The 26804-nt window shown below is 43.1% G+C and carries 15 protein-coding genes; 12 read left to right on the top strand and 3 right to left on the bottom strand.

The genetic code is table 11. The features are described 5' to 3' along the window. Window positions 1-214 precede the first annotated feature (214 nt). The 4 genes from K429_RS0121290 to K429_RS0121270 all read left to right on the top strand — a co-directional run bounded on the left by K429_RS0121290 (window position 215) and on the right by K429_RS0121270 (window position 2171). Entirely contained in the window at window positions 215-838 is a 624-nt protein-coding gene (locus K429_RS0121290) for an HU family DNA-binding protein (protein ID WP_022393587.1), read from the top strand. A gap of 294 nt (window positions 839-1132) precedes the next feature. Continuing rightward, entirely contained in the window at window positions 1133-1399 is a 267-nt protein-coding gene (locus tag K429_RS0121280; RefSeq protein WP_007212175.1) for a DUF3791 domain-containing protein, read from the top strand. Continuing rightward, window positions 1393-1908, top strand: a complete 516-nt coding sequence (locus tag K429_RS0121275; RefSeq protein ID WP_007212174.1) for a DUF3990 domain-containing protein — start codon at window positions 1393-1395, stop codon at window positions 1906-1908. The genes K429_RS0121280 and K429_RS0121275 overlap by 7 nt, the downstream gene beginning before the upstream one ends. Further along, window positions 1905-2171 carry a DUF3791 domain-containing protein gene (locus tag K429_RS0121270; RefSeq protein ID WP_007212173.1) on the top strand — a complete coding sequence of 89 codons (267 nt, stop codon included), beginning with the start codon at window positions 1905-1907 and terminating at the stop codon, window positions 2169-2171. Before K429_RS0121275 ends, K429_RS0121270 begins: the two co-directional genes overlap by 4 nt. Window positions 2172-2210: 39 nt before the next feature. Here K429_RS0121270 and K429_RS0121265 read toward each other — a convergent pair whose 3' ends face one another. Further along, complete coding sequence (locus K429_RS0121265; RefSeq protein WP_029327966.1) at window positions 2211-3551, bottom strand: ATP-binding protein; 1341 nt, start codon at window positions 3549-3551, stop codon at window positions 2211-2213. A gap of 98 nt (window positions 3552-3649) precedes the next feature. Next, window positions 3650-4996 (bottom strand): ATP-binding protein, encoded by a 1347-nt coding sequence (locus tag K429_RS0121260; protein WP_029327965.1) that lies wholly within the window; start codon window positions 4994-4996, stop codon window positions 3650-3652. A gap of 917 nt (window positions 4997-5913) precedes the next feature. Between K429_RS0121260 and K429_RS0121250 the strand changes: the two genes are divergently transcribed. Then, entirely contained in the window at window positions 5914-6399 is a 486-nt protein-coding gene (locus K429_RS0121250; RefSeq protein WP_029327964.1) for a hypothetical protein, read from the top strand. A gap of 81 nt (window positions 6400-6480) precedes the next feature. Here K429_RS0121250 and K429_RS0121245 read toward each other — a convergent pair whose 3' ends face one another. Continuing rightward, window positions 6481-10374, bottom strand: coding sequence for a hypothetical protein (locus K429_RS0121245; RefSeq protein ID WP_029327963.1), 3894 nt, complete (start codon window positions 10372-10374; stop codon window positions 6481-6483). A gap of 233 nt (window positions 10375-10607) precedes the next feature. Here K429_RS0121245 and K429_RS29035 point away from each other — a divergent pair, with 233 nt between their 5' ends. From K429_RS29035 to K429_RS29030, 7 genes are all read left to right on the top strand, one after another. Then, on the top strand, window positions 10608-13970 hold the full coding sequence (locus K429_RS29035; protein WP_029327962.1) for a family 43 glycosylhydrolase: 3363 nt from the start codon (window positions 10608-10610) through the stop codon (window positions 13968-13970). Between the two features lie 19 nt (window positions 13971-13989). Next, window positions 13990-16443 carry an alpha-L-arabinofuranosidase C-terminal domain-containing protein gene (locus tag K429_RS0121235; protein WP_029327961.1) on the top strand — a complete coding sequence of 818 codons (2454 nt, stop codon included), beginning with the start codon at window positions 13990-13992 and terminating at the stop codon, window positions 16441-16443. Between the two features lie 35 nt (window positions 16444-16478). Beyond that, window positions 16479-19601: a glycoside hydrolase family 2 TIM barrel-domain containing protein gene (locus K429_RS0121230; protein ID WP_029327960.1), complete on the top strand. Its 3123-nt coding sequence runs from the start codon at window positions 16479-16481 to the stop codon at window positions 19599-19601. 92 nt (window positions 19602-19693) lie between these two features. Further along, entirely contained in the window at window positions 19694-21079 is a 1386-nt protein-coding gene (locus tag K429_RS0121225; protein WP_029327959.1) for a glycosyl hydrolase family 28 protein, read from the top strand. Window positions 21080-21172: 93 nt separating this feature from the next. Continuing rightward, window positions 21173-22615: a TlpA family protein disulfide reductase gene (locus K429_RS0121220; protein WP_029327958.1), complete on the top strand. Its 1443-nt coding sequence runs from the start codon at window positions 21173-21175 to the stop codon at window positions 22613-22615. A gap of 187 nt (window positions 22616-22802) precedes the next feature. Next, the gene (locus K429_RS0121215; protein ID WP_029327956.1) at window positions 22803-24416 is read left to right on the top strand and encodes a hypothetical protein; all 1614 of its coding nucleotides are present in this window, start codon (window positions 22803-22805) and stop codon (window positions 24414-24416) included. A gap of 12 nt (window positions 24417-24428) precedes the next feature. Beyond that, on the top strand, window positions 24429-26792 hold the full coding sequence (locus K429_RS29030) for an alpha/beta fold hydrolase (protein WP_029327954.1): 2364 nt from the start codon (window positions 24429-24431) through the stop codon (window positions 26790-26792). Window positions 26793-26804: the final 12 nt, after the last annotated feature.

Genomic DNA, 26804 nt, shown 5'->3' with positions numbered 1-26804 from the left:
GGACCCGACGGTTTCGATATGGGAACTGAACAGCCTGCAACTGCCCACCGGACAACCCACAATTGCAAGACGAAGTTTTAGACTAAGCATAAGAACATTTATCCTAAGCCAAAAGTACAAAAACGACAGACTATCTGCACATTTTTCTGCCTTGTTGTAGCTTTCAATCACTTGGGAAGAACAGTATTAACCCTTTAAACAGAAACAAAAAACAATGGCAGCACAGTATGATTTCCAAAGACGACCTAACCCGAAGGGTGACGGCGAATTGCAACCTTTGTATCCACGCATCGTGAATAAAGGTACGATTGACACAGAGCGTTTGGTTAGTGACATTTCCCGAATGTCCAGTTTCAGTCCCGGTGACATCAATGGTTTGTTGGCAGCAATAGAGGATCGGGTATCGTTTTATTTATCCGAAGGACATCATGTTCAGTTGGGGAATATGGGATACTTCTCGGCGGGCCTGAAGGGGCGTCCGGTGATGGACCCGAAAGAGATCCACGCGCAGACTATCTTTTTCGGCAAAGTGCATTTCCGCGTATCGCCCGATTTCCGCAAGCGGTGCGCCGGTTTTGTGGAGCGTGCCAAATATGGTTTTCGTAAGAGTGCGGAGCTTGGCGGTGCCGAGCGTTACCGCCGTTTACTGGTGTTTTTGGAGACGCATCCCTTCATTACACGCAAAGATTACAGCAGTATCACAGGACTTTTGAAGAATAAAGCGCTGAATGACCTCAATTTGCTTGTGGAAAAGGGATATTTGAGCACAATTGGGCGTGGTTCGCATAAAGTGTATGTACGTGGTGAATCCCAGGAGATTAAATCAGAAAATGCGTAAATATGTCGGAAAAACAGTGCTGATAAACAGTTTGTCAGCACTGGTAACAATGGTTGTCATCACAAGACAACCATTTGTTTTATTGCACATTAGCTGTCTTAGTGCTGGAGTGCTGACAACTATCGAAAATCTTTTCATTGCCAACCTCTCAATTACTATTGAAGCTTTTACTCTTATATGAATGGGCTGAACTTTTTTTGCAATAAATGCAGAATAACTTGCTTAAATACTTGGCTTTCGCTTTCTACCGTACTATCTTTGCTGTTGTTTTAGAACAGAAAGGGAAATATACGTATGGAACGAAATTTTGAATTCACCGAAACCGAAAGTCGCCTCGCCTTTGCCGCCCTCTGCGTAGAATGTGCCGCTAAGCGGCTGGGATGTACAGCCCGGGAAATGTACCAGCGAATGAAGCGTATAGGACTGATCCAACAGATAGCCCATCAGTTGGATCCGCTACATACACAAAGTCGTGAATACGTCACACAGGACATTGTGAAGGCAGTTCAACGTCTTGAGGCGCAACAAGGTATCGAACCAAAAGAAAACAAACCATGCTAACCGTCTATCACGGAGCCACATGCCCCGTCAGTCAGCCTCTTTGTAACGCCGGACGTTCTAATCTTGATTTCGGGCGAGGATTTTATGTTACTAACTTACGGGAGCAAGCTGTTAGTTGGGCTGTACGCCCTGTCAACGCCCACCTACCACAATGGCTCAACATCTACGAGCTGGACACTGATCGTATCCATGCGACTTATCGCTGCCTACGCTTCGAAGCCTACGACCGACAATGGCTTGACTTCATTGTAGGATGCCGTTCAGGGGAGTCCTTATGGCAAGAATACGATTACATAGAAGGGGGAGTAGCGGACGACCGTGTGGTAGATACTGTGCAGCTCTATATGCTCGGACTTATGGATATCAATACTGCCATCGGACGACTGGCACAGCATCAACCTAATAATCAAATATGTCTGCTCAACCAGTCCCTCACGGACGAATGCCTGCATTATATAGGCTGCGAATTCCTCAACAACGAAGCTCGCCAGAAAGGAGGCCAACCATGAACAACATCCCTAATACTCCAAAGCAAGAACCCTCAATAAATGATGATATCACCGTACGAGACATTATTCTATGGAATCGTATAGGACGGATTTCCGTACTACTGGCAAAGCGTCTCAATATAGAACCGGAACGTGCTTTCGACATCTTCTATGAAAGTGACACTTGCGAACACCTGCATGACGAAACTTCCGGCTTATATCTTATGGGCGACCTCTACGTGGTAGATGAAGTGATGATAGAGCTGCAACGGAAGCAAGGATGAAAAGCAGTCTTTTGAGAATAATTATTAAAATTTCAACTCCTACTCCACTTTATCATTCAGGAAACTTTCAAGCTGCCCTGCATAATAAAATGGAAGGTTATACAACGTATATTGTTTCCCGGAAGGTAACCGTATTTCATCCGAGCAAAACGTTCCGTTCCACAAACGTATGGCAATATTCTCTTTCGACTCTTCCATAAATTGATGCAGAGAGCGCAATCGGGAATTATCTCCCGTTTTCACTTCTATCGGTAATAAACGGGACTTGAACTTATAAACGAAATCAACCTCCGCCTGCGAATTACGGGCATCGCGTACCCAGAACATTCGTTTAGTACCAAATGTAACAGATGCCCCCAACAATTCTTGCCCCACCACTTGTTCGGCTATGTCTCCATTCCACAGTTCGTCTGTTGCAGAAGTGAACAATAGGCGTTCCTGCATTTCCGCCACATAATTGACCAATCCCGTATCTAACCACAACAGCTTAGGACTTCTCTTTAAATCCGGAAGAATAGGAAACGAGGTGGAAATTAAAGGATAAACAAGTTCCAGTAAAAGCGTTTTCTCCAAAATCCTAAAGGCATCCCCCATCTCGGACGACTTGTAGGAAGAACCTGCGAATTTGGCAAACTGAAAGCGTTGTCCCGCCAATCCCCAACCGTAATTTAAGATGTAACGGAGTATATCTTGTTCTTTGTTCTTTTTTGCATACTTTTCAATATCATCTTTATAACCAGCTATCAACGAATTAAAAATATCATTCAGCCTTACCCAATCCTTGTACTTCGCATAGTTCGCCACCGCTTCGGGTAATCCGCCCACAATCATATATTTCCTGAATAAGTCCATCACATAGCTATGCACCGACTGTGGAACCGTCAATCGTTCTATTTGTTCCACTAAAACGTTTTCGCCCAATGCACCCAGAAATTCGGTAAAGGTACATGGATGCAAAGCCATATATTCCACACGCCCTACAGGGAAAGAAATATGGTTCCCCACCAGACTCTCCAACAATGACCCGGCGGCTATCACATGAAGATCAGGACGTTTCTCATAAAAATAGCGTAAAGACCTGACCGCTTCCGGTTCATTTTGAATCTCATCAATAAAGATAAGAGTTCGTTTATTTTCCATCCTGACACCTGCCTTGGCATAGATACCTGCCAGCAAATCATCAAACGATACTTCCCCGGCAAACAGGCGCGCATTTTCCTTCTCTTCCAGATTTAATTCAATAAAGACATCAAACTCTCGGGCAAAGAGCTTCACTAACGTAGTTTTTCCCACTTGCCTCGCACCTCTCAAAACCAAAGGTTTCCGTCCTTCCTTTTCGCCCCACCGATGAAGGGCTGTAAGAGCTAATCGTTGAAACATAGACAAACATTTAATATTCAATACAAAAGTACTGAATAAAGTCTAAAGCCAAAGGAAAAACAGGGTTATTTTAGATCAAAACCAAAGGAAAAATGAGGTTATTGTAACATCGACAAATCGACCTTGTAATAAGTTGGCGCCACATTATTCTTTTCAAGGAACATCACCATGTAAACGGGAGCATACACTAATTTGCCCTCCACTCGCAGATTATCATTACAGAACACTACAGCCTCGGAAAGATCATACTCTTTACAATCCATGATATTAGACAGAGCACGATGCACCTCATAATCCTTTCCCGACTTCACCTCGATGGGTAATACTTTACCATCAAGTTCGATGACAAAGTCCAGTTCGCCTCGCTTCTTATTGTTATAATAATAGGGATCTATACCATGCGCCACCAATTCCTGAGCAACCGCATTCTCGTATACGGAACCAAAATTAATATTCTTCTCCCCCCTGATAATTCGCAACTGAATACCTTCGGCGTATTGAGCGGCGAGCAAACCTATATCGTTCTGAAAAAGTTTGAACAGATTGCGTGAGCGAGCAAGCAATAAGGGTATCTTAGGTTCTTCCACATTATAAACAGATAATGCAACACCCGCATTTTTCAACCAAAGAAAACTGTTCTGATAACGTTCAAACTTGGCATTCTCGTTGAGCTTTTTCAAGATAAACCGTTTATTCTTGGCATTGAGTTCAGGCGGAATGAGATTAAAAATCTCTTCTATATAAAGTTTGTTATCAGGATCATATTGAGCAATGTCACGCTTATACAAACGAATGATATCCTGCTGCACAGCCATTACTGCTTGCAAATTATTACTCTCGATATATTTGCTCACGGCAGCAGGCATACCGCCCACAACCAGATACAAGCGGAACAATTCCATGATTTTAGAGTGGACAAACTCATCCACTGCCACGCGACTTTCCCAAGCATTACGCAGAGAGTCGATTATTTTATCATTAATGCCCACACACGAAATAAACTCCTCGAAATCGAGGGGATACATATCTTTGATTCCCATATATCCCACAGGTTCCGAACGCAAATCCTTCAGCTCTACACCAAGCAATGATCCACTCAAAATATAACGATACGAACCCTCATCTACTAAGAATTTGATGGCTGTAACCATCTCAGGACACTTCTGTACCTCATCGAAAAATATGAGTGTTTCACCTTTAATCAGTGGAATTGTAGTCATGGCCGACAGACGAAATAGTATATCCGCACTACCCTTTGCACCTTTAAAAACGTCTACAGCTTCAGGATTATCTATAAAATTTATCTCAACAAAACTCTTGAACGACTTTCCAAATTGCCGGATAGAATAAGTTTTACCGATTTGACGCGCGCCGGTAATCAGCAAAGCATTACGAGTGGTCTCATAATAACGCTTAATGTAATGGTCAATCTTTCTTTTCAGCATGGCTTCTACAGTTTATCCTAAACGACAAAAGCACCCGCTTGCCGTTTTTCCAAGACGAAATTAGTACAATTACGCCACTTATCCAAGGAAAACAGACGCTTTTATGCCGTTTTTCCAAGAAAACAAAAAAAACATCGAGTATTTCCTTTTATTCAGGAAAGATGTTATCAAGTCACTTTTTGCCATCAAGCAGAGCGAAATTCCTTTCGATGTCATTGAGCGCGATACAAAGTTACCGATAAATCGCAAAAAAACTCAAAAGACAAAGTAATGCTTAAAAAATAACTTGGTACATAAATGATAATTTACCAGCGTAGCGCTGGAGCAAGGTTCTCCTTCGGCGTGCAAGTAATCTTTCAGACACGGATGACACGGATGACGCGGATTCTTTTTTCCTTCGGTGTGATATGCCGGTATGTATAGCGCAGCTTTAAAAATCCGCGTCATCCGTGTCATCCGCGTCTAAAAGATTAAAGTCCGCGTTCGTCCGCCTTATCCGCGTAGTCCGCGTACCCATTCCCTCGCCGCTAAATTATCATTTATGCACTTACTCGCCGCACTTGCTTATGTACCAAGTTATTTTTTAAGCGTTACTGAATAAAAAGTTACGCAAAATGGAGAAACAAATCCATGATTTCGTTGTTAAATGTGAAAAAAGGCGTATCTTTGCAACTGAACGTGCGACATGATATATCTTGTATATATACATGTCCTCTTCCGATGTTAGTAAAATGTGGAAATTTAATGAACCATCGGACGAGCGTAGCCTGTATCAGTTATTGGTACGGGCTTACTCTTCCGTGGTTCAGGGTATCCACATACCTACTAACAGGGATTGAGTAATGCCCCGTACCTTTATAATATAAAGCCATTATAGCCGTATAGGGAATGATTTTAAACTTATAATCAAACACTATATGGCTAATTGGTTATCTACAAAGTCAGTAGCTGAGAAATACGGCATACCGAAAGAGCAAATCCGGGAATGGATTAGGTTACGTTATCTGACATGCTCTTCTATAGGCACAGAACCTTATGAAGACAATGACCCACTGATAGATACTGACGAACTTGACAAAGCTCTCGAATTTAATTCACTAAAATCTTATCCTGATGATACCATGATGGAACGAGTGCGAAAAGAGCATTTGAATTGGCTTTATCAGGAAAAAGCCCGTCTGGAAAAAGTCAACGATGATTTATTAGAAGAAATTCATAAGCACGCCCGACGGGAAACAGAACTGGGAGAGAACTTAGAGAAAATGATGAATTATACACATGAAATCCTTGAAATTCATGAGAAAATGATGAAAGATTATGAGAATAAGATATCCGGGAAAGGGGGAATTTGGCCTTTTCTTTATCACTTCTTTATCATAAAAAAGAATAAGACCCTCATCTAACCAATATATACATACCCGTTTTTTCCAATCCTTTTCATCTCGTGAATACGGAGCCCGCGATGAGCTCCGTATTCTTTTTTTTCAATTACAGCCTGTACGTTCTTTACGCAACAGTACCCCTTCTTTCCATTCCTCCATCCTTACAGTAGGTGCACCTCCCTCCTCTTCCATTCCTGAAAAGTAAAGACGTTGTTCCCTGCCGTCCTTCAGTATCACAATCAGCTCGTCCGCCGAAGGAGCAAATACAGAATGTACACTATTCTCTTTCTCAAAGGGTTCTATGACAGTCAGATAACGGACCTGAGCAGCGTCCATACGTACCCCGAAAGTAATACGCCTTTCAGCCTCATCACCCAGAGGATAATCTCCGCCGATAACTGTTTTCAGGCGGATAGCCTGAAGTCCATCCAGATCAAAGGTATATTGGGCAGGCGTTTCAAAACCTGCATTCACAGGTTCGGCAGGAAGCCCCCAACTGTAGTTCTCTCCACTGATATTGATACGACCATCGGCATAGTCTTTAGTATTCCCAAAAGGATTATCCTGTACGTTGTTCTTGACAACCGGAAGATCGGCAAGACGGATTTGTTTACCGTCTTTCGTTTCCAAGACAGCTTCTGCCCAGAACAGAGTTTTAGAGCGGTTGGCATGTTGAGTGGCGGAAGACAGTGTTAATTTCCGGATACCCGTAATATCCACATCTACCTTTCCTTCACCCAGAATCCAGGCACCGAAGCTGCCTTCGGCAAGTAGTTTACCATCTCCCTCTACCATGTACTTCAGGTTGCGCTGCGTTCCGTGATCTTCGGGAGCACGTCCGGTATAAGCAATCCGTTGGATATTAGGCCAAGCATTATAAATATCCATGTAGAGATTACCCGACTCACCGTACATACGTGTTCCCCGGTTATCAGCTTCGGGACCGAATTTGGTCAGGAAACTGGCTTTCAGAGTTCCGGTTACGGAATATTGATTGATATCAGTTACTAACGGTGCGGCACTCAGGGCATCGGTATCCAATTGTGCCTGATGGGAAATGAACTCTTTCTTATCGGCGGACAATCCTAACAAGCCTTTTATCTGGAAAAGAAGATCGAAACGATGTTGCTTGTTCTCTGTACTTTTGTCATAATCTGCAAGAACTACATAATCGTCCGTCACAACCATCAGTCTGCGTTGAAAGACAGGTTCGGTAAATCCTGTCAGCACTCCGAATCCGGGATGCTTTTCGGGTACGGGGAAATAACGGGCTTCCCACTCTGTTTTCTCTTTGAAATCCCTCGGTCCACGCATACTGTGCCGCAGTCCGCCATAAGCTGGATAACTCCATGCGGCAGTTCCTTCCACACAACCGGCCTGAAATAAATCACCTGTATAGAACAGGCTACGCTTGCTGTCATCTGTTTCCTGCTGCTTCAAATCAACAGTAACCATGTTTTTGGAGATACTGCTCTGTACATAGAAATTATACATATAAGGAGCATAGCTGTACCACACCATCTCCGGATTATAGAAACTACGCCCATAACGCATCAGTGAAAGCATGGCAGTACGATCAAAATGTCCGTGATAACCACCGTGTGTTCCATATTTCAAAACAGCCTGTATCTTTTCGCGCGCCTCCTGCTGGGTGGAACGCAACATTAATGCTCCTGCATTGTCAGCATAAGCTCCCCGGACATCTCCCGGCTCCACCTCGGGCAACTCGGGTACACCATAGATCAAATCATTCCGCCCGGGAGACATCCGTATGAAAGCAGCATAGCGCGGATCACGGAAAGCATAGTACGCCATCTCAAAACTGTCGCCACCCACTTCACGTTCAGTGGCGTCATTGATTCCGAATATCCAGCCCCGATAATCGAGGAAAGGCAAAAGGGCATCCGACATCATTTTGATAGTGACATAAGGTTGGTGAATGGGGCCGCGAATACGGAAACTGTGTCCATGATGAAGATTACGGCTCTCTTCACGTTCATTGGTCCCGACTTTCTCATACTCTGGAGTGAGGTTATAATCAACGGGGAATTTCTCCGTCAGCAGAGAATATCCGAAAGGATTCAATGCCAACCCTATTTGTATATATTCGCTCGCGACCCAAAGATTATAGCTGACCGTGCACTCATACCACCATCCATCGGGCATTGTATAAGTGCGGAACTTATCCATCAGGCAGGAAGGTGCGTAAAGCACTTCGTCCACCAGGTTGAAATCCTGTATGGCTAAAGCGCAGAAAAAGACTCCCGTCAGTTGTGAAACCGCCCAGTTAGCTCCGCCCGTTGATTTGTAGCGCAGATATTGGTCGATATAAAGCCGGAAAGTATATTCTATCTGAGTCTTTTCCTGTTTGTTCATGATATTGGCATCCATAATCAGATCATAAGCCTGCGCCAGATGCTGAAAGAAGTGCCCTTCTTGTACACTTGCCTGGTTGGAAGCTTTCCGGGTTAGCGGGAAACCGGTCTGATAATCACTGATCATCAGCAGGAATTGCTTTACCTTATGGGCAAATTCCGTTTTACGCGTCAACTGCCATGCAATGGCATTATTCATCAGACCGTACTCATGAGTGGTCGCACATAAATAAGGAATACCGTCACTGTTAGCAGCATAAGGAGGACGTGAAGGCACTCCCCAACGTTCTGCATCCTGCACATAACGTTTTTTGCGCTCCATAGCCCAGTCATATTTTTCCGCTTTCGCGCGAACTTCTTCCCATCCTTCCGTCGTATGGATTGTAAACGGATGTGGCATACTGCGCAAAGTGGTAAACGTTGATGTCTGCACAGCAGCAGGATTGGCAGAAGGTAAAATCTGTAGTACCTGCTTTTCACGGCCTCCGGCGGGAATACCCGGCGGTACCACCACCTGTAATTCCACTTTCCGTTTCTCACCCGGTGCCAACTCTATTTGTGCCGGTTCTACTGTAACCGGAAAAGCTTCCCAACCATATTTAGGGATAGAAAAAGAAACTGTTTGTGATTTTGATTCACAATTAGTAATCCATACCGGATAGACAACTGTTTCTCCGGCTTCTCCCGATTTGGAATAAGAGTCGGCTACTACTTTCACCGAGTTTCCTTCTATCAGACGGGTAGAAAGTAATTTCACTTTACCGCCATGCTTTCCGAAAAGACGAACAGCAATGGATTTAATCCGCCGTATAGTGCTCTGTGAGGCTTTCGGAGTATCAAAGACAGAAAAAGGAATAAATAATCTGCCGGCACCATTCTTTTGATTTTGTAAGGTTAACCGGATTTTACGGGTATCAAACGGATTGTCTATTTTCTCCGGTTCTCCGAACTTCAGGGCATTACTTGAAACAAGTATTTCAACGGGTATATCGTTTGTGCCGGATAACTTCAGATTAAGTTCAAGACCATAATAAGACATCAGGTCGATCACGGAATTGTCAGTATATGGATGTTGGGGGCCATCAGGCTCCGTATAGATAAAAGTGTCGTCGGAAGCACAAGTCCAATCGTTTGTAAGCCCTTGCCAATTCTGTTTATCAGCAAATAAACCGGTTTTCAGCTTTTGGCGGACAATGGCAACTGCATAAATCTCGCCTATAGATGCCGACTGATCATACGCTTCAAAGCGGACAAGTGCAGAATTTCCGTTCTTCAATGCTTCCGCCGGAATGGGATATACCACTTCAAATAGTCCGTGCCGGTTACGATTGAGCCCTTCAGTATACAAGAGGGTACCATTGACAGATATATTAAATAAGAAATTCTCCCCTTTTCCGGGCTTATTCTCACCGGAATACTGCACAACTAACAATTGCGGAACGGTATCCGTTTTCATCCGGTAAGTGAGAGATTCTCCTTTTCCACTGGTTCGAACATGATCGTCCGATGTATAAATTGCATCTACAATATACGGTACATATCTTTCGGGCAATGTGCTTTGGGCAGATACATATAAAACAATCAGGCTATATGCCACTATCAATAATATCTTTTTCATCATAGTATGTATCATGGATGTTTTCAATGTAGTACGAACAAAATAAGCATAACACTCATCCTCCTACCCACATTTATAGTATCAAAGATACACTTTCCTTCAGGTAAAACGAATTATAGCGGCATAATTTCAAATTGGAATGAGTGCAATTTATTCTTATTCGTATTAACAAAATAAGGAGCGCAAAATAAGCGTAAGGTAACTCCGGATTCAAACGTAACATAAATATAAATATCATGAAACAACTTTTATTCTTTGTTTTTCTGACCTTGTTGATAACCCGGACGGATGCACAGGAATATCCAAAAGCAATCTTGCCGGGCGATTATCCTGACCCCTCCATCATGCGCGATGGGGAAGATTATTACATGACTCATTCACCCTTTTATTATGCACCGGGATTCCTGATCTGGCACTCTCGGGATTTAATGAACTGGGAACCCGTATGTCGGGTAATGCCGGAATACGAGGGTTCTGCCATGGCTCCCGATCTGTTGAAATATAAAGGGAAATACTACATTTATTATCCCGCAGGAGGTACCAACTGGGTGATCTGGGCCAATGACATCAAAGGTCCGTGGAGCAAACCGACCGACCTGAAAGTACATGGCATAGATCCAGGGCACATTGTCGATGAGAACGGAAACCGCTACTTATATGTGAACGAAGGAGAAGTGATTCAGCTTACAAATGACGGATTGGGCACCATCGGAGAAAAAAAACAAGTATACGAGGGTTGGATATACCCCAAAGGATGGGATACGGAATGTATGTGTCTGGAATCGCCCAAACTGAATTATCGGAACGGCTACTATTACATGACTTCCGCCCAAGGAGGAACAGCAGGTCCAGCAACTAGCCACATGGTGGTCTCCGCCCGTTCGAAAAATGTCACAGGGCCGTGGGAAAATTCTCCTTATAATCCGGTGGTACATACTTACAGTGCAACGGATAACTGGTGGTCGAAGGGACACGGTACACTGATTGACGATGTAAACGGTAACTGGTGGATTGTATATCATGCGTATGCAAAAGGGTATCACACTCTGGGACGTTCCACGCTTATCGAACCAATTGAATGGACACAGGATGGCTGGTATCGCACCAAGTCGACAGTTACCCCAATCACTCCCAAACAGAAAATCAAACATGGTTTAGAATTATCTGACGATTTCAATGGGCCGGATCTCGGACTGCAATGGACATTCTGGAAAGAATATGCTCCCCAATCCCTGAAATTCAAACAGCAAACACTGTGGATGAATGCTAAAGGAAAAACTCCCGCCGATGCCCGCCTTCTGCTGGCTACCGTTGAAGACAAGAATTATGAAACACAGGTGGAGGTAAACACAGGAAATGGAAATACAGCCGGTCTGATTCTCTATTACAATGAAAAAGCTTACGCCGGAATCACCTCTGACGGAAAAAGCTTTACCATCCATCAAAATGCAGAAAAGAGCTTCGGACTTCCCAACAAGATAGGCAAACGCTTCTTTGCCAAAATTCAAAATCAGGGAAACATCATGCGGGTTATGGTCAGCAAAGACGGTAAAGAATGGAACACTTTAGCCGAGAATATAGATGTCTCCCAACTGCATCATAACAATTATAAAGGCTTCTATGCGTTGCGCATCGGATTGCTTTCCGCCGGCAAAGGAAATGCGGGATTCAGGAAATTCCGCTACAGGAATGCCATTCCGGAAGAAAAAGATATGAGTGCGTATCTGATGGTTTTCCATAAAGACGAGACACATGGTCTATATATGGCTGTGAGCCATGACGGATATAACTTCACCGCCTTGAATGATGGTGAACCCGTAATTGCCGGAGATACGATTGCCTATCAAAGGGGGATTCGTGACCCACATATTTATCGTGGACCGGATGGGGCTTTCTACATGGCTATGACGGACTTACATGTCTTTGCCCAAAGGGACGGCTACCGGGAAACCCAATGGGAACGGGACGGAAAGTACGGCTGGGGAAATAACCGCGGACTGGTATTGATGAAGTCATGGGACCTGATAAACTGGAAACGTACAAACATATGCTTCGACCAGATGTCGGCAGGACTTAGTGAAATAGGTTGTGCCTGGGCGCCCGAAATAACTTTTGACGAGAAGAAAGGAAAACTGATGATTTATTTCACAATGCGCTTCAGGAACGAACCGAATAAACTATACTATGTATATGTGAATGATGAATTCGACACCATTGAGACATTGCCACGGACTTTATTTGAATATCCCAACGAAAAAGTTTCGGCAATTGATGGAGACATCACGAAAATAGGTGATCAATATCACTTATTTTACGTAGCCCATGACGGAGAAGCAGGTATAAAGCATGCGGTTTCGAATATAGCTAACGGCGATTATACATTCGATCCCCGTTGGTATGATTTAGAGCCCAAAGCCTGTGAAGCTCCCAATGTTTGGAAGCGTATCGGAGAAGACAAATGGGTACTGATGTATGATGTGTACAGCGTCAATCCGCACAACTTCGCTTTCATCGAGACTTCAGACTTTGTTAACTTTAAAAATCTGGGACGTTTCAATGAAGGGGTGATGGAAACGACTAACTTTACATCGCCCAAGCATGGTGCAGTCATCCATTTGACAGCAGAGGAAGTGGAAAGATTAGAGGAGTACTGGAAACAGAACAAAAGGAAATATGTCTCTACGGCATCCATAAAGAAAAATCCGGTATTTCCGGGATTCTATGCAGATCCGGAAGTGATGTATTCGAAGAAAACCGGAAAATATTATATCTATCCGACTACCGACGGGATACTGAACTGGGGCAGTACGCTATTCAAGGCTTTTTCTTCCGATGACCTTCTAAACTGGAAAGAAGAAGGAGTTATCCTTGATCTGAAGAATGTATCATGGGCCCAAAAGAATGCATGGGCTCCCTGTATCATTGAAAAGAAACAGGAGGACGGCAGTTACAAATATTATTACTATTATACAGCCGAGCAACAAATCGGAGTAGCAATCGCCGATCATCCGACCGGACCTTTTGTAGATTCCGGAAAACCTCTGATTGATAAAGAACGCCCCAAGGGTATGACCAGAGGACAGAATATAGACCCGGATGTCTTTACCGATCCTGTCAGTGGCAAGACTTATCTGTACTGGGGAAATTATTACATGGCTGTATGTGAACTGAATGATGATATGATATCCGTAAAACCCAATACAACACGGTTGTTGATAAAGAACGACACTTATTACAGCGAGGCCGCTCATGTATTCTATAGAGATGGGTATTACTATTTCACATGGTCGAAAAACGACACGAGAAGTGTGGATTATGAAGTGCGTTATGTACGTTCCAAATCTCCGGTCGGACCTATTGAGCCGTCCGAAAGCCAGGTTATCCTTTGCAAGAAACCGGATCAGGGAATCTTTGCTACCGGACATCATTCAGTTATGCAATTGCCGGGTAAAGATGAATGGCGGATTGTTTACCATCGATTCAAGTTTCCGGATGCCGTAACAATGGGCAGAAAAGCCGGGTTCCACAGAGAAGTGTGCATTGATAAAATGGAATTTGATGAGGATGGCAAGATAAAAAGAATAACCCCTACATTGTAACAATTCACCCCCCAATAATATGAAACCAAAACTAATTATTGTGTCTATAGCCATTGCTGCTATGGTGACATCAGCAATGGCCGAGGAACCAGACTCCGTATATATTATGCCGTTTGCAGAAACACATAATACAGGACGTTCGGGTATGAAACTTAAATGGAGTTCAGATGGAGAAAACTGGGAAATGTTGTGTGACGGACGTACTGTGATCAGAAGTGACTGGGGATCATGGAAGACAATGATCAACCCTTGCATTGAACGTACTGCCGATGGTGAATATCTTGCCACGTGGCAAATAAGCAAAAGCGGACAGATTTACGCTCAAGCAAAGAGTGAAAATCTCATCACATGGGAAAGGCAGAGATATTTTGAAAAGAAAAAACAAATAGCCACAAAGCACTCTCCCATAGTGAAAATAGGCTATAATGAAATGCAGGCTGTAATAAATCATTTCCAATATGAAGATTTTAAGAATGCGGAATACAATGAACGGGCCGAACATGACAACGCACGCTTTCTGAATCTCCAACCTGTCAACGTAGATATAAAAACCGATATATCAAAAGCCAAACCTATATCTGACATGCTCATTGGGGTCTTCTTCGAAGATTTAAGTCATGCTGCCGATGGAGGACTCTATGCCGAATTGATACAAAACAGAGATTTTGAATACTGTGAAGACAGTTTTGCACGAGAAAAGAACTGGACACATGATTACGCCTGGAGTACAAGCAGTGGTGCCTCACTTACTATTACAGATATAAAACCGATACATCCTAATAACAAGTTTTATGCAGTACTTGATGTGACACAGGTTGGCGGAACTCTCATAAATTCAGGATTCGACGGCATATATATGAAAAAAGGAGAAAAATATGACTTCTCTCTTTTCGTATCTTCTATTCATTCTAGCGCAAAGAAAGAATTTGCAGAAGTAAGAATAGTATCTAAAAACGGAGATATCATAGCCCAAAACAAAATCAGTCTCAATGCAAAAGATTGGAAACAGCAGACATGTACACTTATTGCTACTGCTGATGATACTGATGCCCGACTCGAAATAATGCCTTTGCAAACAGGTACTTATGCACTCGACATGATTTCTCTTTTCCCACAGAATACATTCAAAGGGCGTAAAAACGGGCTTCGTCGTGACCTTGCACAGCTTATAGCTGATCTTCAGCCCCGCTTTATCCGTTTCCCCGGTGGATGCCTTGCACACGGTGACGGACTTGATAATATGTATGACTGGAAAGGCTCTGTCGGACCACTCCACGAACGCCGACATCTGCCCAATATCTGGCATTATCATCAGACACGTGGACTGGGTTATTTCGAATATTTCCAGTTTTGTGAAGATGTCGGAGCAGAACCTCTACCTATTATTGCAGCAGGTGTAAGTTGCCAAAACTCCGGTCTGTTGCACAAGTCTCTAATTGAAAGTGGTAAAATGAAATCGGACCTACCAGAACTTTTTTCAGAAGGGCAACAAGGTGGAATCCCTATGGATAAAATGCCACAGTACATACAAGATGTACTTGATTTAATAGAATGGGCAAATGGAAATCCCCGAACATCAAAGTGGGCCAAAATACGTGCTGATGCCGGACATCCTGCACCCTTTAATCTGAAGTATATCGGCCTGGGTAATGAAGATATGATCTCTGAAGAATTTAAAATCAGATTTAAAATGATATATGATGTAGTAAAAGAGTATTATCCTGACATCACTATCATAGGCACTGCCGGTCCTGATATTAAGGGAATAGACTACGAAGAAGGATGGAAGTACGCCACAGAATTGCAGGTACCGATTGTTGACGAGCACTGTTATCGTCCAACCGGATGGTATATTTATAACCAGAACTTTTACGACCACTATGATCGTTCAAAGTCGAAAGTTTATCTCGGTGAATGGGCGGCACGCAGTTATAGCCATTCACAAACAAGCTTAGAGAGTGCCCTTGCCGAAGCCCTCCACATGACCAACCTGGAGCGAAATGGAGATATTGTATGTATGACAAGTTATGCTCCCTTACTCGCTAAAGAAGGACATATTCATTGGAATCCGGACCTTATATACTTCAATAACTCTGAAGTCCACCCTACAGCAAGCTATTATACTCAAAGAATGTTTGGGCAAAATAGTGGTGACGAATATATTCCCGCTGAACTAAATACCGATCAACAAGATCGCAAGGTGAATCTTCGCATAGGGCAATCGGTGATACGTGAATCAAAAACAGGTGACATTATTATAAAATTGGTCAATCTGTTGCCTATCAGCGTCAACACTAATTTATATCTGCCTTCACTTCAGGGATACAACCCGATAGCATCAACCAGCATACTCACCGGTGATATAAGGTCTAAAACAGCCATACCTGTAAATGGAAACCTTGCCATCGGAGAAAAATTCTCTTATAAAATGCCACAATATTCATTTACTGTAATAAGAATAACTGCTAAATGAAAAGTAAACCATTTATTAATATATACTGAATTATCATGAAAATACTTTTTTTAATCGGATTCTTTCTAATCAGTTTAACAACAATGGATGCACAAACTTTCAAAGAATGGCAAGACCCGGAAATCAATGCCGTAAACCGTGCTCCGATGCATACCAACTTCTTTGCTTATGAAAGCACTGAAGCAGCGACAGAAGCCGTAAAAGAAAAATCCGCCAACTTTATGACTTTAAACGGTATCTGGAAATTTCGTTGGGTAAAAGACTCGGACGCTCGTCCGACTGATTTCTGGAAGATAGGGTATAATGACAAAGGATGGGATGATCTGCCTATTCCGGCAATGTGGGAATTGAACGGATATGATGTTCCACTCTATTCGGGAGTAGGTTTCGACTGGAAATTATGGAAAGGCTGGTGTAAGAATAATCCGCCCGTAGTACCTGTGGAGAACAACCATGTAGGTTCCTATCGTCGGGAAATAATCGTTCCGTCTGATTGGAAAGGTAAAGATATCATTGCGCATTTCGGTTCGGTTTCTTCAAACATCTATTTATGGGTGAATGGAAAGTTTGTCGGTTATAGTGAAGACAGCAAGCTGGAAGCTGAGTTCAATCTAACTTCTTACCTGAAACCGGGACAGAAAAATCTCATAGCGTTTCAGGTATTCCGCTGGTGCGACGGCAGTTATCTGGAAGATCAGGACTTCTTCCGGTATCATGGTGTTGCACGCGATTGCTATCTCTATTCACGCAATAAAAAACGTATTGAAGACCTACGTGTAACCCCGGATTTAGATAGTCAATACAAAAACGGTACACTGGCTATTGATCTGAATCTAAAAGGAAATAACCTGGTAACTCTGGAACTGCTTGATGCAAAAGGCAAGACCGTGACAGCAACCGAAGTAAAAGGTAACGGCAATATATCTACCATTATGAAACTTGAAAATCCCCATAAATGGAGTGCGGAAACTCCCTATCTCTATACGCTTCGGGCTACTCTGAAAGAAAATGGAGAAATCACAGAAGTTGTTCCCATAAAAGTAGGCTTCCGCAAGATAGAAATGAAGAATGCACAACTCTGGGTAAATGGACAACCAATACTTATTAAAGGAGCCAACCGTCACGAAATGGACCCGGACGGCGGATATGTTATCTCTCGGGAACGTATGATTCAGGATATTCAATTAATGAAAATGTTCAATATAAATGCCGTTCGTACCTGCCATTATCCGGACGACAGTTTCTGGTATGAGTTGTGTGACAAATATGGTTTGTATGTAGTGGCTGAAGCTAACCTGGAATCACATGGAATGGGATTCAAAGAGACTTCATTGGCAAGAGTGGATTCATATAGGAAAGCACATCTGGAACGTAATCAACGTAATGTACAACGCAACTTCAATCATCCGAGCATTATCTTCTGGTCATTGGGAAATGAATGTGGCGATGGACCGAACTTTGAAGCATGTTATCAATGGGTGAGAGCAGAAGACCCCAGTCGCTTCGTGCATTTTGAACAAGCCTATGACACAGGAAGCAACACTGACGTTTATTGCCCGATGTATCCCGTTTACTCCAAGTGCATCAGTTATTGTGAAGACGAAAGTAAACAGAAACCTATGATCATGTGTGAATATGCTCACGCAATGGGAAATGCATTAGGTGACTTTAAAATATATTGGGATCTTATCCGTAAATACCCGAAATTCCAAGGTGGATTTATTTGGGATCTAATAGATCAGTCACCCCACTGGACAGGCAAAAGTGGCAAAATGATCTATGGTTATGATGGTGATTTCGATACGATTAAAACCGGTGACGACAACTATAGCGACAACGGTTTACTCAATCCGGACCGCATCCCCAATCCGCATGTATATGAAGTGGGATATTTCTATCAGAACATCTGGACCACTCCGGGGGATCTGTCAAAAGGTGAAATCAATATTTACAATGAGAATTTCTTCCGTGATCTGTCTGCCTATTATATGGAATGGGAAGTGCTGAACAACGGCAGAGTCATACGTAGCGGACGTATAGAAAAACTGAATGTAGCCCCATTGCAAACAGTATCTCTCATCCTCAAGCTGGGAGAAACCGATGAGAACGGAGAATGGTTATTGAATGTCAGATACCGACAAAAAGATCGCGAAGGCTTGATCCCTGTCGGCCACATAGTTGCCAAAGACCAATTAGTGTTACATCCATACAAAACTCCTGAAATGAAGCTGAAGAATGTTACTGAAAACTATATCCCCGTAATCACACCTCAGGTAAACGATACGAATATCCGCCACTGGATTGTAAAAGGTGAGAACTTCCTTATCAGATTCAAGAGATCTACCGGCTATATGGATAAATACATTGTCAACGGTCTGGACATGATTAAAGACGGTGCCGCACTTACCCCGAATTTCTGGCGGGCACCTACCGACAATGATTATGGAGCAAAATTGCAACTGAAATATAGTGCATGGAAGAATCCGGATATCAAACTCATATCACTGAAAAATAACATTGTAGACAATCAAGCGGTTATTTCAGCAGAATATGAGATGAAACAGGTTTCTGCTAAACTGTATATCACTTATACCATCAATAACCAAGGAGCGGTTCAGGTAAACCAAAAAATGATAACGGACAAGGCGGCCAACGTTTCCAATATGTTCCGCTTCGGCATGCAACTGGTTATGCCGAGGTCATTTGAAAATATTTCCTATTATGGCCGTGGTCCAATGGAAAACTATAGTAATCGTAATCATTGTACGGATTTAGGCATTTACAATCAAACTGTTGATGAGCAATTCTCTCCTTATATCCGTCCGCAAGAAAATGGCACAAAAACGGATATCCGCTGGTGGAGACAGTTGAATATAAGTGGAAATGGATTGCAGTTCGTAGCTGACGCTCCTTTTTCAGCTTCTGCTTTGCACTACACAATCGAATCACTGGACGAAGGTTTGGAAAAACAACAAGGACACTCTGAGGAAGTAGAAAAAGCCGATCTGACAAATGTATTGATTGATAAAGCCCAGATGGGACTGGCTTGCATAGACAGTTGGAGTGCACTTCCAGAACCGGAGTTCATGTTACCGTATGGTGATTATGAATTTACATTCATCATGACACCGGTGCAAAATAAAGTAGTGATTCAATGAAAATGATGAATTTCTATATATTGAGTAATATTTTACCTTAATTCGTATCTTAATCAAGATATGAAGAAAATTATTCAAAAAACGATTATACAATGAAATTTATTACAACTATCTTATCAGCCTTCTTCTGCTTGTCCATACAGGCACAACTAGTGACTTATCCCGGTACACTGAGTACCGGGATGCCGCACAATGATGACTATACCGTACGCGTACGCATCCCCGGCGGCGAATGGAAAGATTTGTTCGAATACAACGTACAGGTAGATATGGACAAAGTGCAGGATGCTTCCATGGTGCAATTTGATATGGGAAGTCCCGTAGAAGTAATGGTGAAGAAGAACAATGGCACTGTGCGCGAAGTAGCCATACGCCCTTTGAGTAAAGGTATTGAATACAAGCAGATACAAAACGCCATTCTTTTCACTCTGGAAAAGCCACAATATCTATCCATTGAGTTTAATGGTGACCGACTGCACAACCTGCATCTTTTTGCCAACCCGATGGAGACTGAAAAATATGAAAAAGAAACTAAAGGAGTAATGTATTTCGGTCCGGGCACACACCGCCCCAAAGACTTACCCAACAATCAGATACGGATACCAAGTAATACAACCGTATATCTGGCCCCCGGAGCTGTGGTCAAGGCAAAACTCGTGGTAGACAAAGCCGAGAATGTCCGCATCATCGGACGGGGAATCATAGACCACGCTGTACGGGGCATTGAAATCACTGATTCCAAAAATATATGGATAGATGGCATTACAGTAGTGAATCCGGACCATTATACCGTATTTGGAGGTGGTTCCACAGGAATTACGATTAAAAATCTGAAGTCCTTCAGTTGTAAAGGATGGAGTGACGGTATAGATATGATGTGCTGCCGTCAGGTACTTATCGACAATGTCTTTATGCGCAATTCGGACGATTGCATTGCTTTGTACAATCACCGCTGGAACTGGTGGGGAGGTTCATCTGATATTACCGTGCAAAATTCTATTCTTTGGGCAGATGTGGCACATCCCATCAATGTAGGCGGTCATGGCGATCCGGACTCACCGACAGGAGAAGTGATAGAGAATCTGACTTTCCGTAACATCGACATCCTGGAACATGACGAGGATGACCCGATTTATCAAGGTTGCATGACAGTAGATTGTGGTGATAAGAATCAGGTTCGTAATATTCTCTTCGAAGATATCCGGGTAGAGAATATTCAGGAAGGACGACTGTTTTATGTAAAAGTACGTTTCAACGAGAAATATGATAAACAGCCGGGAAGCGGCATTGAAGGCATTACTTTCAGAAATATTACATATACAGGCATAGGAGAAAATCCATCGTTGATTCAAGGACTGGACAAAGAACGAACCGTGCAAAACGTGACGTTTGAAAATGTAGTAATCAATGGAGAACGGATGAAGGACTTGAAAGGAATAGTAACCAATGATTTTATAAAAGGGATTAAGATAAAATGAACAATCACGGAGAAATAACAGAAAATAATTGTCCCGATGTAACCTTATCACTATTTTAGCGTCTCAGATTATAAACCAAATGAAAAACAAATAATGGAATTCATCAAATCTTTATGCCTTGGCGGCATAACAACCACTATGCTCCTGAGCGGATGTACCCAGAAGAATATTACTTTAGAAGGCAAAGTAACGAATACATCCGGCGCTCCCATTGTATATAATATCACTACAGATGGCATTTACTTACCGAACAAGATTGATACTTTACGTTTAAATGCCGACAGTACGTATCAGATTACCTTACCTGTAAACGGGAACGAAAAGCTGACCCTTTTTCTATATGGTGAGCGAAACTTAGGTAGTATCTATCTTGCTCCGGGAAAACAGACGCTCGATATCGATGCTTCCAAATCCAATGAACTAAACCCGGTTGACGGCTTGACGAAAGAAAATGAAATACTCAAGAAACTGGCTGATCTGAATGAAAACGTATTTAATCTGCGTGCACGCCGGGGAGATATCTTTAACGTCGGCAAGGACACGGTTGCCTCATCCGTATATCAAAAGCTGACAGACTACGCTACTACATTAGAAAACGAAGTGGCAGAAGTGGACGATCAGCTCAGACAGAGAGCCATACAAGATATACGTATACAGGCTTTGATGGCATATATGAATCAGTATTTCGGTAACTACCGGAGAGGTTCCGAAACGCTCAAGAAGGAATGGGACGACGCTTACGCCCAGATGTTGGATTTTGCAAACGTCGGTCAGGCTGAAAGCGTATTCTCTCCTGCATTTGCAGATGTCGTATCGAATATGGCAGGCATAGATATTTTCATGAAACATGAAAGGCGCACGAATGATGACAATGAACGCAATCAACTGTTATTCGATTGGTATAAAACAAATCTGCAAGGCCGGGTACAGGAGGCTGCAATGGGACTTCTCATTCTGGAAGATGAAAGCCGTGAGTATTTTGCAACTGGTATTCCTGCATTGTATGAGGAATTCAAGACATTATATCCCCAAAGCGTGCTAATGCCGAAATTAGAAACAGCGATACAAAGGAACAAAGCGTTCAATGAAGCCGAACTTCCGAAAGATATTCATATATTGAATACGGACAGTGTACGCACCTTTAAGGAAATTACTGACTTATACCCGGGTAAAGTGATCTTTATCGACGTATGGGCTACCTGGTGCGGTCCTTGTCGTGCATCGTTTGCACACATCAAACCTTTGCAGAAATATGCTGCTGAAAATGATATCGTGTTATTGTATGTTTCCATCGATACTCCCCAGAAAGCTGAACTCTGGAAAAAAATGACAGGGCACTATAACTTAAAAGGAGAGCATGTCATCATCAACGAGGCTTTCAAAATGGAAATTTATGAGAAGTTCGGGCGGAACGGTATGTTGTCAATCCCGCATTATGCCATTGTCAATAAAGAAGGAGAACTACAATTCCCATCGGCAGCCAGCCCGGAAGATATGGATAAGTTGACGGAACAACTGAAAGAAGCCTCTAAATAAAAGATTATTAACGAATACTAAGGCTCACCGAAATATAACAAAAACAGGCTGATTCCACAAATCTTTTGATTTTTATGGATTCAATTCCATAAATCTTATAAGATTTGTGGAATCATTGTTTTAAATCCCTTATTTTTGAGTGAAGCTTATTCCTCGTTCGTATTAATACTGTAAAAAACAAAAAAACATGAATAGATATAGACTGCTTTTTTCGATCATCCTCTTGTTGTTCTTCTCTCCCTGTTTGCGGGCAGGGGAATGGCAATGGTCTGTGACCCTTGACGGATTCGTCTCTAATGAAACGAACCGGAATCCTACGGCTTTCTTATGGATACCCGCTGACTGTATGCAGATAAAAGCAATTATTGTAGGACAACACAATATGAGCGAAGAAACTCTTTTTGATAATCCCCTTTTCCGCGAAAAGATGCAGAAGCTTGGAATCGGCTTTGTATGGATAACTCCCGGTATCGATCAGCAATGGGATGTATCGAAAGGCACACAACAGATATTTGAGAAAATGATGGTCTCCCTGGCAGACGTCAGCGGATATAGCGAACTGAAAAATGTCCCCATCGTTCCCATAGGCCATTCGGCTATGGCTACCTATCCCTGGAACTTCGCAGCATGGAATCCGGAACGCACTTTGGCTATCATTTCCCTGCATGGCGATGCTCCGCGTACGAATCTTACCGGCTACGGGCGTGAGAATCTGGAATGGGGACGTACCCGTAATATAGATGGAATACCCGGACTGATGATTGAAGGAGAATATGAATGGTGGGAAGCCCGGGTAAATCCGGCACTGGCCTTCCGCATGATGTATCCTGAAAGTTGCATCTCATTTCTGTGTGACGCAGGACGGGGACATTTCGATGTGGCAGATGAAACAGCCGCATACATTGCTCTATTTCTGGAAAAAGCTATCAATCAACGACTGACGGATGAAGTAACGAAAGACGGTAAAGTAAAACTGAATCCGGTGAACCCAACCAAAGGCTGGCTGGCAGAACGCTGGCATCCCGATCAGAAGAAGCGAGCCAAAGCCGCCCCCTATTCACAATATAAAGGTGATCCTCACGATGCTTTCTGGTATTTTGACCGTGAAATAGCGGAAGCGACCGAAACACGGTATACGCAAAGCCGTGGAAAGAAAGAACAATATCTGGGTTTTGAGCAAAACGGTAGTTTACTGACATACAACAAGAAGCAGCATGTACGTGTACAGCCCCGCTTCAATCCGGAAGCCGATGGAATCACTTTCCACCTGAAAGCCGTATGTACGGATTCCCTGAGAACCAAACTATCTGATGAGCATGCAGATGCAACACCGATAATCAGTCGCATCTGTGGACCAGTAGAAAAGGTAAATGACACCACATTCATAGTATCTTTCTATCGGATGGGTATGAATAATCCGCGCCGTACCGGTGATATATGTCTGTTGGCAAGCCAGACAGGAGACCGGAAGTATAAAAGTGCTGTTCAAGAAGTCAGTATCCGCATCCCCTACCGGAATACGGAAGGACAAAGGCAGTATATATTATTTCCAGGATTACCCGATGTGAAAGCGGAAAGCGGTTCTTTATCTTTAAAAGCCACAAGCGACTGTGGACTGCCCGTCTCTTACTACATCAAAGAAGGTCCGGCTGAAATAAAAGGAGACCAAATTGTATTCACTCCTATCCCACCCCGCAGTAAATTTCCGGTAAAAGTAACGGTAGTTGCCTGGCAATACGGTATTGCAGGCAAAGTACAGACGGCTGAACCGGTGGAACGAAACTTCTATATATTGAAATAAACATTATAAGCCATGAAAACATATTTTCTATTTATATGTGCCATCTGTTGTTATCTTACAGGGAATGCACATTCGACGGAATATAACATTTTCCAGTTCGGAGCTTCCAAAGACACCTCTGTCGTACAAACTCAAGCCATCAATGCCGCTATTGAAAATTGTCACCGGCAAGGCGGAGGCAAGGTTATCATTCCTTCAGGGATTTATAAATCAGGAACGATTTTCCTGAAAGATAATGTAGAACTACATCTTGAAAGCGGGGCATACCTCTATGCCAGTGATAATTACGATGACTTTCCTGTGCAACCACAAGCATCTTACCGTTCACAAAAAGATGCCGGTGGCTGGGTTTCCCTCATCTATGCAGTAGATGCAAAAAACATCAGTATTACCGGAAAAGGTACGATAGACGGAAAAGGAAAAGGACGAAAAGGGCGTATCAGCGGATTGGGCGGCGACCGCAACGGACGGCCTCGTAACATTCTGTTTATCTCATGCAAAGATGTGCATGTGGAAGGTATTACAATGAGAAATTCCGCACTTTGGAATCAGCATTATTTGAATTGCGAAGATGTTACCATCGATCACATAAAAGTGTACAATCATAGTAATGGCAATAATGACGGAATAGACATCGACGGTTGCCGCCGTTTTATCCTTTCCAACAGCATTATCGACTCTGACGATGATGGTATCGTATTGAAGAGTACGGGTACGGCTCCCTGTGAAAATGTAATTATCAGCAACTGTATTGTCAGCAGCTTTGCCAACGCCATTAAATGTGGAACAGAATCAACGGGCGGCTTTAAGAATATTTCAATCTCCGACTGTATCGTAAAACCAAGCCGTCATACCGGGGAGCGGATTCTAAAATCAACTCCAAGTGGCATTACCGCCATTTCATTGGAAATTGTAGACGGCGGAATAATGGATGGGGTTACCATCAATAATGTTTTGATTGAAGGGACTGAATGTCCACTTTACATACGCTTAGCCAATAGAGGAAGACAGTACCCGGATGATGCACCGGTTCCTCCCGTCGGAAGAATGCGAAATATCCAAATCAGCAATATTACTGCCTACGGAACCGGTAATTTCTGTTCTTCAATCACGGGTATCGAGAATGCAAAAATAGAGAACATATATCTGAACAATATCCGTTTCATGAATCGCGGCGGACTGGTGGAAGGTGCTTTTCTGCCTGATCCGGCAATGGAAGGAAAACGCCACGATGTAGCAAGCGGAACGAAATGGAATAGATACTGGTCTTCTTTCAAAGAAGTGAAGGAAGACGAAAAGGGTTATCCCCAGCCCACTGTATGGGGAAATCTGCCAAGTTATGGATTGTTCATCAGAAATGTGGAGAATATCACAGTAAATGACGCTACGTTCATGCCCGAAAAACCGGACCCACGTATTCCCGTGATTGCCGTAAATGTAGGTAAGCTGCAAATGAACCGTATACAAGTGGATAGCCGAAAAACTGACACAGACGTTTTAATGCATAATGTATGGCAACATAAAATAGATGCTCAACTCCGCATTTCGGGAGAGACGGCTGATTTTAAGTCCGGTCGCATTGATGTTGGCAATGGCTCGCTCTATTATGAAGAAGCCGGAAGCGGAGAACCTGTAATCTTTGTACATGGCCATTCACTGGATCACAGAATGTGGGATGAACAATTCGCTGAATTTGCCAAAGAATACCGTGTGATCCGTTACGACTTACGGGGGTATGGTGCTTCTTCCTCTCAGACCGAAGATTATCAGTTTACCCATGTACAAGACCTGGTGACACTGATGGATTCTCTCCATATCCGGAAAGCACATATAGTTGGCTTGTCGTTAGGTGGTTTCATCGGTGCCGATATGTTAGGTTGGTTTCCCGAACGCATGGCATCAGCTTTCCTTGCAAGTGGAAATATACGTAAGTCGAAAGGACCTAGCCAACCTATGACCAAAGAAGAAGCTCTGAAACGGGATGAAGAAATTGCCGCCCTGAAAGTGAAAGGAGTCGACGTCATGAAGCGTGAATGGTTTGAAGGGCTGATGAGTTCGGGAGGTACCCGGAAAGAAAGGATGCGTCAGCCTTTATGGGAAATGATTGATGACTGGGATGCCTGGCAACCATTACACAAAGAAGTACGGGTAGTTGCAGGTCTGGATGCTTATGAAGCCATAAAAAAGAATCATCCCACAGTGCCGACTTTAATCGTGGAAGGCAAGTCACCCAACAACCGCTATTCCAATCAACCGGAAATTCTGAAATATCTGCCGAACGGAAAGCTAAAGGTGTTGGAAGACTGCGGACACATGCTGAACATGGAACAACCTGAAGCATTTAATGCTGCATTGCGTGAATTCCTGAAACAATAAATTCACGCAATA

Source organism: Bacteroides sp. 14(A), from assembly GCF_000526555.1.
Lineage (GTDB): Bacteria > Bacteroidota > Bacteroidia > Bacteroidales > Bacteroidaceae > Bacteroides > Bacteroides cellulosilyticus.
Note: the sequence above shows the minus strand (reverse complement) of the source record. Positions and strands in the feature narration are given on the sequence as shown.

Excerpts from the sequence above, each read along its gene's own strand:
- K429_RS0121290 (WP_022393587.1), top strand. The coding sequence starts at position 215 with ATGGCAGCACAGTATGATTTCCAAAGACGACCTAACCCGAAGGGTGAC.
- K429_RS0121280 (WP_007212175.1), top strand. The coding sequence starts at position 1,133 with ATGGAACGAAATTTTGAATTCACCGAAACCGAAAGTCGCCTCGCCTTT.
- K429_RS0121275 (WP_007212174.1), top strand. The coding sequence starts at position 1,393 with ATGCTAACCGTCTATCACGGAGCCACATGCCCCGTCAGTCAGCCTCTT.
- K429_RS0121270 (WP_007212173.1), top strand. The coding sequence starts at position 1,905 with ATGAACAACATCCCTAATACTCCAAAGCAAGAACCCTCAATAAATGAT.
- K429_RS0121265 (WP_029327966.1), bottom strand. The coding sequence starts at position 3,551 with ATGTTTCAACGATTAGCTCTTACAGCCCTTCATCGGTGGGGCGAAAAG.
- K429_RS0121260 (WP_029327965.1), bottom strand. The coding sequence starts at position 4,996 with ATGCTGAAAAGAAAGATTGACCATTACATTAAGCGTTATTATGAGACC.
- K429_RS0121250 (WP_029327964.1), top strand. The coding sequence starts at position 5,914 with ATGGCTAATTGGTTATCTACAAAGTCAGTAGCTGAGAAATACGGCATA.
- K429_RS0121245 (WP_029327963.1), bottom strand. The coding sequence starts at position 10,374 with ATGATGAAAAAGATATTATTGATAGTGGCATATAGCCTGATTGTTTTA.
- K429_RS29035 (WP_029327962.1), top strand. The coding sequence starts at position 10,608 with ATGAAACAACTTTTATTCTTTGTTTTTCTGACCTTGTTGATAACCCGG.
- K429_RS0121235 (WP_029327961.1), top strand. The coding sequence starts at position 13,990 with ATGAAACCAAAACTAATTATTGTGTCTATAGCCATTGCTGCTATGGTG.
- K429_RS0121230 (WP_029327960.1), top strand. The coding sequence starts at position 16,479 with ATGAAAATACTTTTTTTAATCGGATTCTTTCTAATCAGTTTAACAACA.
- K429_RS0121225 (WP_029327959.1), top strand. The coding sequence starts at position 19,694 with ATGAAATTTATTACAACTATCTTATCAGCCTTCTTCTGCTTGTCCATA.
- K429_RS0121220 (WP_029327958.1), top strand. The coding sequence starts at position 21,173 with ATGGAATTCATCAAATCTTTATGCCTTGGCGGCATAACAACCACTATG.
- K429_RS0121215 (WP_029327956.1), top strand. The coding sequence starts at position 22,803 with ATGAATAGATATAGACTGCTTTTTTCGATCATCCTCTTGTTGTTCTTC.
- K429_RS29030 (WP_029327954.1), top strand. The coding sequence starts at position 24,429 with ATGAAAACATATTTTCTATTTATATGTGCCATCTGTTGTTATCTTACA.